At 63.8% G+C, this 10,672-nt stretch carries 11 protein-coding genes; 6 read left to right on the forward strand and 5 right to left on the reverse strand.

The features are described from left to right. From E7813_RS19590 to E7813_RS19605, 4 genes are all read left to right on the forward strand, one after another. The coding region (locus E7813_RS19590) for a hypothetical protein (protein WP_291576707.1) at positions 1-186 on the forward strand (186 nt) is incomplete at its 5' end. Between the two features lie 206 nt (positions 187-392). Further along, entirely contained in the window at positions 393-1,382 is a 990-nt protein-coding gene (meaB, locus tag E7813_RS19595) for a methylmalonyl Co-A mutase-associated GTPase MeaB (protein ID WP_291576709.1), read from the forward strand. A 1-nt stretch (position 1,383) separates the two neighbouring features. Beyond that, positions 1,384-2,040: a pyroglutamyl-peptidase I gene (locus E7813_RS19600; protein WP_291576711.1), complete on the forward strand. Its 657-nt coding sequence runs from the start codon at positions 1,384-1,386 to the stop codon at positions 2,038-2,040. A gap of 129 nt (positions 2,041-2,169) precedes the next feature. Next, positions 2,170-3,540, forward strand: coding sequence for a TIGR03808 family TAT-translocated repetitive protein (locus tag E7813_RS19605; protein ID WP_291576713.1), 1,371 nt, complete (start codon positions 2,170-2,172; stop codon positions 3,538-3,540). 7 nt (positions 3,541-3,547) lie between these two features. On the opposite strand, the gene E7813_RS19610 is transcribed toward E7813_RS19605, so the two are convergent. The 4 genes from E7813_RS19610 to E7813_RS19625 all read right to left on the reverse strand — a co-directional run bounded on the left by E7813_RS19610 (position 3,548) and on the right by E7813_RS19625 (position 7,438). After that, the gene (locus tag E7813_RS19610; protein WP_291576716.1) at positions 3,548-4,045 is read right to left on the reverse strand and encodes a TIGR03809 family protein; all 498 of its coding nucleotides are present in this window, start codon (positions 4,043-4,045) and stop codon (positions 3,548-3,550) included. Between the two features lie 419 nt (positions 4,046-4,464). After that, positions 4,465-6,114: a S8 family serine peptidase gene (locus E7813_RS19615; protein ID WP_291576717.1), complete on the reverse strand. Its 1,650-nt coding sequence runs from the start codon at positions 6,112-6,114 to the stop codon at positions 4,465-4,467. Positions 6,115-6,182: 68 nt separating this feature from the next. Then, positions 6,183-6,872: a hypothetical protein gene (locus tag E7813_RS19620; RefSeq protein WP_291576719.1), complete on the reverse strand. Its 690-nt coding sequence runs from the start codon at positions 6,870-6,872 to the stop codon at positions 6,183-6,185. Beyond that, the gene (locus E7813_RS19625) at positions 6,869-7,438 is read right to left on the reverse strand and encodes a sigma-70 family RNA polymerase sigma factor (protein WP_291576721.1); all 570 of its coding nucleotides are present in this window, start codon (positions 7,436-7,438) and stop codon (positions 6,869-6,871) included. Before E7813_RS19625 ends, E7813_RS19620 begins: the two co-directional genes overlap by 4 nt. A 417-nt stretch (positions 7,439-7,855) precedes the next feature. Between E7813_RS19625 and E7813_RS19630 the strand changes: the two genes are divergently transcribed. Together E7813_RS19630 and E7813_RS19635 are read left to right on the forward strand one after the other, a co-directional pair. Next, positions 7,856-9,004: a GGDEF domain-containing protein gene (locus tag E7813_RS19630; RefSeq protein WP_291576723.1), complete on the forward strand. Its 1,149-nt coding sequence runs from the start codon at positions 7,856-7,858 to the stop codon at positions 9,002-9,004. 74 nt (positions 9,005-9,078) lie between these two features. Beyond that, positions 9,079-10,188 carry a DUF2336 domain-containing protein gene (locus E7813_RS19635; protein ID WP_291576725.1) on the forward strand — a complete coding sequence of 370 codons (1,110 nt, stop codon included), beginning with the start codon at positions 9,079-9,081 and terminating at the stop codon, positions 10,186-10,188. Positions 10,189-10,214: 26 nt separating this feature from the next. Here E7813_RS19635 and E7813_RS19640 read toward each other — a convergent pair. Then, the coding region (locus tag E7813_RS19640; protein WP_291576727.1) for a DUF1109 domain-containing protein at positions 10,215-10,672 on the reverse strand (458 nt) is incomplete at its 5' end.

Below are 10,672 nucleotides of genomic sequence, written 5' to 3' on the forward strand. Positions count from 1 at the left end.
TCCGGTGTGACCGTGGTGACTTTGCTGGCATGGCTTGTTTTTCTGCCCTGCCAGGCTGCGGGCGCATTGGGCGCCCGGCATTCCCTGCGCCCTCTGATCGGAGGGTTTAAGGAATTACTGGCAAAACTCGGACGCATCGCGCCGCGGGATTGCGGAGTCACATTCAACGACGGGATCGCTGTTTGAAATCAAATCCGGGCCGTCATCATCCGCAAAGGCGGATGATCCAGTATTCCAGAGGCGTCTGATTGAACCGATAAGCCGCGGCGTACTGGATGCCCCGCCGGAGCCTGTCATCGGGCTCGCCGAAGGCGAGACCCGTTGGCGGAGCATGACGACTTGAACATAGTTTGCCCCCTCGCCTGCTGCGCCATGCCGTTGTAAAGCAAGGCATGACCTCGCCGAACACTTCCGTCGATCTCAAGGCACTTACAAAAGAGCTCCGCTCGGGTCATCGCGCGGCGCTGGCGCGGGCGATCACGCTGATCGAGAGCCGGCGCGGCGATCATCAGGCGGCGGCGCGCGATCTGGTGCAGGCGCTGTTGCCCCACACCGGCAACGCAATCCGGGTCGGCATCACCGGCTCGCCCGGGGTGGGCAAATCCACCACCATCGACGCGCTCGGAATGTTCCTGATCGAGCGCGGCCACAAGGTAGCGGTGCTCGCGGTCGATCCGTCGTCGGCGCGCACCGGCGGCTCGATCCTCGGCGACAAGACGCGGATGGCGCGGCTCGCGGCCTCCGATCACGCCTACATCCGGCCCTCGCCGGCGTCGGGCACGCTCGGCGGGGTCGCGGCGAAAACCCGCGAAGCGATGCTGCTGTGCGAGGCCGCGGGCTTCGACGTCTTGCTGGTGGAAACCGTCGGCATCGGGCAATCCGAAACCGCGGTCTGCGACATGACCGATTTTTTCCTGGCACTGATGCTGCCGGGCGCCGGCGACGAGTTGCAGGGCATCAAGAAGGGTCTGGTCGAACTCGCCGACATGCTCGCGGTCAACAAGGCCGACGGCGACAACATCAAGCGCGCCAATCTGGCGGCGGCGGAATATCGCGGCGCGCTGCATATCCTCAGCCCGCGTTCGGAACACTGGCATCCGCCGGCGCTGACCTATTCGGCGCTGACGGGCGCCGGCATCGGCGAACTCTGGCAGAAGATCCTCGATCACCGCACCGCGATGAATGCCTCAGGTGAATTCGCCGCGCGGCGGCGGCTGCAGCAGGTGAAATGGATGTGGTCGATGCTGGAACAGCGGATGATGGCGCGGCTGCGCGCCGACGCATCGATGCGCACGAGGGTGAAAAAGATCGAAACCGAAGTCGCCGACGGCCGCATCACGCCGGCGCTGGCGGCGGAGCAGATCGCGGAGATGCTGAGGTGAAATGAGCGATAAACTTTGCATCCTGATCACCGGCTTCGGCCCGTTCCCTGGCGCGCCCTGTAATCCGACGCAGCCGCTGGTCGCGCGGCTGTTGCGACTGCGCCGCCCCGTTTTCAGCGACGTCGAACTGATCGGCCACATCTTCCCGGTCACCTATCGCGCGGTCGATCGCCAGTTGCCGCAATTGCTGGCCAGGCATCGGCCGCAGGCGCTGCTGATGTTCGGCCTCGCCGCGCGTACGCCATACGTGCGGGTCGAGACCCGCGCCCGCAATGCCGTCACGATGCTGTGGCCCGACGCCGACCACACCCGGGTGCGCAAGGGATCGATCGCGCCCGAGATCGGCGCCATGGGGTTCGGCCCGCACACCGCCAGACTGTTGCGTGCAGCCGTCGGCACCGGAATCGATGCACGCGCCTCGCGCGACGCCGGAAGCTATCTCTGCAACTACCTGAGTTGGCGCGCGATCGAGGCTGCCAACACCAATGACGATCTTCGCCTTGCCGCCTTCGTGCACATTCCAACGCTGGCGCGCGGCGAGGCACCGCGGCGCAAGGGCACCGGTCACCGCATCACGCTGGAGGAGCTGGTCGATGCCGGTGAGGCGATGCTGCTGGAGATGGTGAGGCTGACACGGCAGAAGGTGCGCGAACGATGATGCAATGCCGTTAACCCTACCCCCAACAATCGCCTGGTCATGCCCTCGCCTTCGTCACGCGCCGCCGCATTTCTGCGTTACTTCCCTGTTGCGGAAACCCGCCAAGCGACTTCCGCCGGAAACGCGATCATGGATGTCAATCGCCGCCATCTCATCGGGGCAACCGCTGCCGGCATGGCCGGCGCGCTTGTCATGCCGGCTGACGCGGCGCGCGCGGCGCCGCCAACCGCTTCGCTCGGGCGCGACGCCACGCAATATGGTGTCAGGCCCAACAGTCCCGACGATCAGACCCGGGCGCTGCAGCGCGCGATCGACGAGGCCGCCCGCGCGCAAGTCCCGCTGGCGCTGCCGCCGGGTATCTACCGCACCGGTCTGCTGCGCCTGCAAAACGGCGCGCAGCTCACCGGCGTGCGTGGCGCCACGAAATTGATCTTCACCGGCGGCGCATCGATGCTGTCCGGCGAAGGCGCCAACAGCATCGGTCTTGCCAACATCACGCTCGACGGCGGCGGCATCCCGCTGCCGACCCGGCGCGGTCTCGTGCATTGCCTCGGCGGACGCGACATCCGCATTATCGATTGCGAAATATCCGGTAGCGGCGGCAACGGCATCTGGTTCGAGAACATTTCCGGCGACCTCAGCGGCAATATCATCACCGGCACCGCCGCCACCGCGATCGTGTCGTTCGACGCGCAAGGCTTGCTGGTTTCACGCAACACCATTGCCGGCACCAATGACAACGGCATCGAAATCCTGCGCACCGCCATCGGCGATGACGGCACCCAGGTGCTCGACAACCGCATCGAGAATATCAAGGCCGGTCCCGGCGGCTCCGGACAATACGGCAACGCCATCAACGCGTTTCGCGCCGGCAACGTGATCGTGCGCGGCAACCGCATCCGCAACTGCGATTATTCGGCGGTGCGCGGTAATTCGGCGTCCAACATCCAGATCACCGGCAACAGCGTCAGCGATGTCCGCGAGGTGGCGCTGTATTCGGAATTTTCGTTCGAGGGCGCGGTGATCGCCAACAACACCGTGGACGGCGCGGCGCTGGGTGTTTCCGTCTGCAATTTCAACCAGGGCGGACGCCTCGCGGTGGTGCAGGGCAACATCATCCGCAACCTGTTGCCGAAGCGCCCGATCGGCACCATTCCCGACGACGACGCCGGCGTCGGCATCTATGTCGAGGCCGATACCTCGGTCACCGGCAACGTGATCGAGAACGCGCCCTCGTTCGGGATCGTCGCCGGCTGGGGCAAATATCTGCGCGACGTCGTCATCTCCGGCAACGTGATCCGCAATAGCTTCGTCGGCATCGGCGTGTCGGTGACCGCAGGCGCAGGCACGGCACTGGTCAATAACAACATGATCTCGGAAACGCCGCGCGGTGCGGTAGTCGGGCTCGATCACGCCCGCCCCGTCACCGCGGATCTGTCGGCCGACGGTGCACAGCGTTTTGCCCAGGTGGTGGTGGGAACGAATGCGGTGAGAAGGTAGATTGCCGCTACAGCCTGTTTCTCAGCAACGGATAGCGTTGTTCGATCGAGTCGATGTCCAGCACCGGCTCCAAGGCGTCGTTCAAGACCGGCGCATCCGAGACCGGCGCGAAAGGCGCCTCGTCCGAAGCAACCCGACCGGGTTGCGCGGCGACCGGAACGTCCTGGCTGGGCGAAGAGACCGGCATCTCCGCCGGCTGCGGTGCAACCGAACGAACCCGATCGCGCGGCGTATCCTCGCGCGGCAGCGGCGGTGCGGCGCGATCGAGCCAGGAGGCATCGATGGCACGGTTATCCCGCGAGGCCTCGCGCGTCGCCAGATCGCGCCAGACTTCCACCGCGGTCTTGGCTTCCTGGATATTTTCGAGAAAGGCGCGTTCGCTGTGATAGCGGCGCCAGCGGCCGGTCTCGAACAACTCGGTGAGGTATTCCAGCCGCTGCTCGGCAAAGGCGCACCAACGCGCGACAATGCCGTGGCCGCGTGCCACGTCTAAGAGATGTGTCATGAACCAGCCCGCAGGAGAAAAAGCGGACGCCGACGCAACTGGGACGAATCAACTATCAATTAGATAGTGACGGTTATATTCTGTGGAAAACTTTTGTTTTGTCCAGCCGATGCCCGCACCAGATGCCGGTGTTTCCACGGAAAGCCTTGGAAATCCGCGCTTATCCTCCTTATTCACAGTCGGTCCGCGCGAGGGTATCGCGGGCCGCGAGAGGCTCCTCAAAACGAAAGACCCGTCCGGGGGGACAACCGGACGGGTCAAGCCATATGGGCGCTTGGGGTAGATGGGCGCTCGCGCCGGATACAGCCTCGTTGGGGAGAGATAACCGCTCCCACCTGTATTTGTCGCGGCAACGGCATCGACGTTCAAAGCGCTTGCGGGTTTTTTAACTTTTCGGCAAGGGTTTTCGGGGCGGAAACTCAGTGCGCCGCAGGCCCAACCCCTTCACCCGACTTTTCCGAGGCCATGGCGGCCGCCGGCTCGTTCAAGGCCCGCGTCGCGGGAAGATCCTGCCGGTTCGAGACTTTTTCAGATGGCGGCGCGTCAGTGACCGGTATCGCCGGAGCTGACGCAACCGCCGAGACCGCGGCAAAGGCATCCGCTTCGCCGGCGCCGAACAGGTCGTCGCGGCCGGGGGCGCCGAGATCGCGGGCGGTTCTCATCAGGATCGCGCGAACCTCGTCCGGCTTCAACGCGGGATTGCGCTCGAGCATCAGCGCCGCCAGACCGCTGACATAAGCGGCCGAAAACGAGGTGCCGGAGGTGATCTGATATTTTGCGTCCGGCGCCGGCAGGAAGATATCGACGCCGGGCGCGGACACCGCGACATAGCTGCCGCGGTTCGACGCAGCAAACAACCGGTCCTGGGCATCGGTGGCACTGACCGCAATCACGTTGGAATTGGCGGCGGGATAGAGCGGCGGCGATTTCGGTCCGGCGTTGCCGCTCGCTGCGACCATCACGATACCCTTCGCAGCCACGGCGGCGATCCCGCGTTCGATCAACCCGTCCTTGGGGCCGGCGAAACTCATATTTACGATCTGCGCACCGTGCGCCACGGCGTAGTCGAGACCCCTGAGGAGGACGAACGATGTGCTCTCCGCGCCGTTCGGCGCCGCGCCGAAAGCGCGGATCGCCAAAATCCGCGCCGCCGGCGCGCTTCCCATCAGTTTCGCATGCGACACGATGGCGCCGGCAATGCCGGTGCCATGGGCATGCGGACCTTCCTTGCTGCCGAGCGCATCGAAGGTATCGGCGATTGCGTTCGCAAGTTCCGGATGTCTGTCGTCGATCCCGGAATCGATCACGGCAACGGTGACGTGGGCGCCGTGGGCCAGTTGGTGCGCTTCGGGCAGTCGAAGTTTCGTCAGCGCATATTGCGCGGGATCGCCCTCGGTCAAAACGACCTTCTGGTCCTGCAGGACGTAACGGAAGTTCGGTTGCACCGAGCGAACGCTGGCGTCGGAGGCAAGTTCGTTGGCGACCGTGTCCGCCGGGCGGCGATCGACAATGCGGAACAGGCCGATGGTACTGTCGATCAGTGGAAAATGCTGTAATTCCAACCGCACCAGGCCATGACGCCGCGCCAGTTCGTCGGCCTGTACGACGGACCCCGAGCCGTCAATCTCGGCTACGAGTTCGCCCGCGACGGTGTGCAGGTTGATGGGCGCGTTGCGCGGCGGGCCACCGGTGTTATTTCTGGCCGACGAGACCGGCCGGTCCAGGCACCCGCGTTCGCCAGCGCCATCGGCATCGCCACAAGCCGGATAGAGGTAGGGTGGAAGGCGCAGATACGGAAGCGTCGATCTGATAACGGCCGCGGGTACCGGCCTCCTGTCCACGGACGTCGAATTCCTGACGCCGACTCTGGACGTCGTTCGGCCCGAGAAGTCGCCTCGGCCTGCTATGTTCGGTGCGAGCCGTGGCCCGACGTTTGGGTTGATGCTCGGAACGCGCGGACCGATATTGAGGTTAGGCGAGCGCATAATGCTTTGGGCATGAGCCGCAGGGACCCCGAGGCACACGAACGACAACACGGCTGCGGTCAACGCCGCCACCGCGCACCGCATCTTCTTCCGCCAAGTGGCACGATCTCGGACCATGAAACCTCGGGCTTATGCGTTAAGCGCCAGCCGTCTCACGGCGTAGCGACGGCGAGGCTGACGATCTTTTCGCTCTGCAGCTTGCTCATCAGACCGTCGATTTCGCTTTTCGTCATCGCCTTGTTGCCGAATTGCAGCTGAAACAGGCCGCCCTTGGCGCCATCGACGATTGAGGCCTGGTAATTGTCGAGCAATGCGGTGATGTCGGCGACGCGCGCATCCGGCGCGAACCTCACCAGCGCACGCGGCGCCGCTTCGGCTCCCGTTGCCCGAGTGCTGGTGCTCAGCGACGCCGTCTCGAACGAGGCATTCTGGTTCTTCACCAGCAGCCCGCCGATCACGCCTGCCTGCAGCAACAGCGCCAGTGCGCCAAGGCTCGCCGACCAGGCCAGCGTCCGCGGCGAAAGCCTTGCGAAAAACCCCGATATACGCGCGGCGATGTTGAGCGATGCCGACGGTTTGGGCGCCGGTTCTGCATCGATTGCCGCGAACAGCTTCTGCATGGCGCGCGCGGACGGCGCGCCGAGACTCTCGTTGAGACGGATGGTCTCGGCGTACTCTTGCCTGATTGCGGCATATTGCTTCGCAAGCTGCGGATCGCGGGCGAGCGCCTCATCGACGCGGCGGGCGTCGCGCGCATTCAGGGTGCCGGCCACATGCCATGGCAACAGCATTTCTATTTCACCAGGCTCCTGCTCGAGCATTTTCCTACTCATCGCCATCATGGCCAGCCTCGCTCCACGCCGGCTGCCTGCAGCAGTTCGGCCAATTTCTTGCGCGCGTAAAACAGCCGCGTCTTCACCGTGTTTTCCGGAATCCCGACGATTTCGGCCACCTCTTCCACGGATTTCTCGTGATAGTAGACGAGGTCGACAATCTCCCGATGTTCCCGCGAAAGTGCCGTCAGGCACTTGCGCAACGCTTCACTGGTATCCTTTTTCTGAACCGCCACTTCGGGGTCGTCGGACGCGTCCTCGATCGCATTGGCGGCCTCATCGTCCAGTTCAACGTCCTTCCTGCGGCGCAACGCAGACAGGGCCTTGAATCGCGTAATTGCCAGCAGCCAAGTGGAAACGGCGGATCGGCCTTCGAACTTGCCAGCCTGGCGCCACACATCGAGGAAAACCTCGCCGATGAGATCTTCTGCGGCCTGTTCATCCCGCACGAGCCGAAGCCCGAAGCGAAACACTCTGACATGGTGCCTTCCGTACAGCACCTGCATGGCGAGGCGGTCGCCTTGAGCAATCCGAGCGATCAGGACGTCGTCCGAAGCCGCCTGTGTCGCGCTCAATGGCCGTCTCGCAAGATTGGTCTGATTGGGTTGGCGGCTGGTTCGATTGGAAAGGCAAGATTCTTCAAATTATCGCAATAACTCGGCTGCATCTGTGATGTGCCGCACACAAGACGACTGCCGGGCAGCCGTCCAAAGCGCAAGGACGAACAAAGGCTAAAAAGTGGTATCATGATACTGAAATTTTCGTCATGACCCACCATCCGCTACCCGCCGATTTTTTCAAGGCCTGATCCGCAAAACAGCCTTTGCGTGGCCCACCATCGTCGGCGGTTGCCATCGAATTGGGGCGCCCGCGTCGCACTCCCGCGATCCGGCCGATTTCCGTTGCGAAACAAGGGCGCTGGCCGCGAAAGATACCAAACCTAAAGGCTTTTCTCCCTAATGTTTTGCCATTGCATTCCATGACGGCGGGACATGAGCAACGCAGCTTCATTGCTTCAAGGTGAGGGCCCTGTCGGCAGTGTCCCGCTCGCCGGCGGGCTGCCCTCTGATGTGTTGAAGCGCCACGTGGCGCAGCGCCGGCATACCTTCGCGGTGCAGGTGGTAAGCTATGCGCTCGGTACGGCCGCCCTGCTGATTTACGTGCATGCCGGCACGATCGCGCCGCTGATCCCGTCGGCATTTTTCTTGTCCGGCGTTGCCCTGATCGGCGTCTTTGCCCTGCTGTCCGAAATGCAGGTCAATGATCGTTTCGACGATCACTACCTCACGGTTTTTCAGGTCGCCGGCCATGTCGTGATCCAGCTCGGGTTTCTGCTGGTTGCGCCGGAAATCGGCTACGCTTTTCTGAACGTGCTGTTTCTCATTTTTGGCGTTGCCGCGTTACGGATGACGCCGCTGCAGGCAGCGATCGCCTGGACCCTCACGGCGTTGGCGATAGCTTCGATTTTCCTGCTGACCCGCGTTCCCATCGGCATGCCGGTCGCCAGCCCCGTCGAGCGTCTCGCCGCAGCGTCGTGCCTGATTCTCACCATCGGACAGTGCGCGTTCGTCGGGCTTTACGGCGACTCGCTGCGCAAAAAGCTGTACAAACGCGGCATCGAACTCAGCGAAGCCTACAAGCGCATCGAGGAGCTCGCCGAGCTCGATGAACTGACCGGCTCCTTCAACCGCCGTTGCATCATGCGGATGCTGGATGACGAGATCGCGCGCGCCTATCGCAGCAAGACCGCCTGCTCGATTGCGCTGATCGACCTCGACTGGTTCAAGCGCATCAACGACGCCTACGGCCACCCGACCGGCGACGAAGTGCTCCGCGCATTCGCTATTTCAGTATTCGCGAACATCCGCAACATCGACAGGTTCGGCCGTTACGGCGGTGAGGAATTTCTGCTGGTGCTTCCCGATACCCCCCACGATGGCGCGGCGCGCATCCTCGACCGGCTTCGGGCCATCATCGCCGATCTCGACTGGAGCGCGTTCTCGCCCGGCATGCGGGTGACGATTTCCGCCGGCGTCGCAACGCTTAACCCAAATGAGACGCCGGACACCCTTCTCGCGCGCGCCGACAGCGCGCTCTACGCAGCCAAGGCACGGGGACGCAACCGCATCGCCAGCGCCTGATCCGACCATACCCGCTTTACCGAGACGCAGAAAACGTCGCCGGTCCGCACACCCGAACGCTCCAGGACAGAGTCATGAGTTCGAAATCCACCGCCACCTCCGAAAGCCTGCTCGACGAACTGCAGACCACGCTTGCGCATGGAACCGTCGCGCGCCGGGTCGAAACCCTGCGGCGCGTGACCGATCTTTTCATCAACGGTGCCGTGGATTATTCGAGCGAACAGATCGGGTTGTTCGACGACGTGTTCCAATGCCTGCTGCATCTGATCGAAAACTCGGCCAAGGCGCTGCTCGCCAATCGTCTGGCCTCGATCGACACCGCGCCGCCGCGGACGATCCGGGCGCTGGCATTCGACGACCTCATCGAGATCGCGGCTCCTGTACTGTCCAAATCGGAACGGCTTGACGATGACGCGCTGATCGAGACCGCACGCAGCAAAAGCCAGGCGCACTTGATGGCGATTTCGACCCGAAGGGTGTTGAGCGGTGCGGTGACCGACGTGCTGGTGCTGCGCGGCAACGACGAGGTGATCCAGAGCACCGTCAACAATCCCGGCGCTGAATTCTCCGAACGCGGCTTCACCGGCTTGATCAGCCGCGCCGAGGGGGACGACGATCTCGCGACCTGCATCGGCTTGCGCCCGACCATTCCCCGTCATCTCTATCTGAAGCTGCTTGCGAAGGCGTCGGAAACGGTGCGAATGCGGCTCGAGGCCGCCAATCCGCCGCTGGTGGGCGACGTGTCATTGGCGGTGCGGGAGGCGACCCGGCGGGCGCGGTCGGCGCCTTCGGCCATCACCCGGGAAACCATGATCGCCCACGCGCTGGTCAAATCCTTGTACCAAGACGGCAGGCTCGACGAGCATCAGGTTGCGGCGTTTGCCGATGCCGGGAAGTTCGATGAGGCCAACGCGGCGATCGCAGCTCTTGCCAACGTGCCGGTATCGATCGCAGAGAACATGATGGTTGAAACCCGCGCCGAGGGCGTCATGATCCTGGCGAAGGTTTCGGGCTTGTCATGGTCGACCGTCAAGGCGATCATCAACATGCGTGACGATCTTTCCGGCATGGACCGGGCCGATCTGCAGGCCTGCAAGGCCACCTACGAACGGCTGCGGCCCTCGACCGCGCAGCAGGTGCTGCGATTCCACCGCATGCAGCAGACGGCAGCTCCGGCAGCCTAAGAACCGCTAGCGGCCTAGCGTCCGCGCTAGAACCGCAGTATCCTCGATCCCGCCAGTGCGCCGACCGCGGTGACGAGCGCAGTCGCAACCGTGTACCAAGTTGCCACGAACAGCGGAGAATCGTCGGTGCAGTGCGAGGCATAGAGTGTCGCGGCCAGCCCCGCCGACAACAATCCAGCGACCGCGCCGGCGACCGCGGGCCGTGCCGGCGCGCCGTGACGCAGGCCGATCAGCGCCGCCGCCAGCAATGGCAGCGACAGCAGCGGGATCGCGGTCATGCACACCCGCGAATTGCTGCCGATCAACCGCGTCATCATCGGCAAGCGCTGCGGCATCATCATCTCGCTTCCGATTCCCAATGCGAGAAGGCCTGCCGGGATCAGCAGCAGCCACGCCCAGCCCTTCAGCGAGGCCTCCGGCCGCGACAGATGCAGACCGACCGCGATGGCCGAGATCGCCAGCGACAGCGTCACCACAAATTTCA

This window comes from Bradyrhizobium sp., from assembly GCF_004799405.1.
GTDB lineage: Bacteria > Pseudomonadota > Alphaproteobacteria > Rhizobiales > Xanthobacteraceae > Bradyrhizobium.

Excerpts from the sequence above, each read along its gene's own strand:
- E7813_RS19635 (WP_291576725.1), top strand. The coding sequence starts at position 9,079 with ATGAGTTCGAAATCCACCGCCACCTCCGAAAGCCTGCTCGACGAACTG.
- E7813_RS19630 (WP_291576723.1), top strand. The coding sequence starts at position 7,856 with ATGAGCAACGCAGCTTCATTGCTTCAAGGTGAGGGCCCTGTCGGCAGT.
- E7813_RS19620 (WP_291576719.1), bottom strand. The coding sequence starts at position 6,872 with ATGATGGCGATGAGTAGGAAAATGCTCGAGCAGGAGCCTGGTGAAATA.
- E7813_RS19605 (WP_291576713.1), top strand. The coding sequence starts at position 2,170 with ATGGATGTCAATCGCCGCCATCTCATCGGGGCAACCGCTGCCGGCATG.
- E7813_RS19615 (WP_291576717.1), bottom strand. The coding sequence starts at position 6,114 with ATGCGGTGCGCGGTGGCGGCGTTGACCGCAGCCGTGTTGTCGTTCGTG.
- E7813_RS19600 (WP_291576711.1), top strand. The coding sequence starts at position 1,384 with ATGAGCGATAAACTTTGCATCCTGATCACCGGCTTCGGCCCGTTCCCT.
- meaB (WP_291576709.1), top strand. The coding sequence starts at position 393 with ATGACCTCGCCGAACACTTCCGTCGATCTCAAGGCACTTACAAAAGAG.
- E7813_RS19610 (WP_291576716.1), bottom strand. The coding sequence starts at position 4,045 with ATGACACATCTCTTAGACGTGGCACGCGGCCACGGCATTGTCGCGCGT.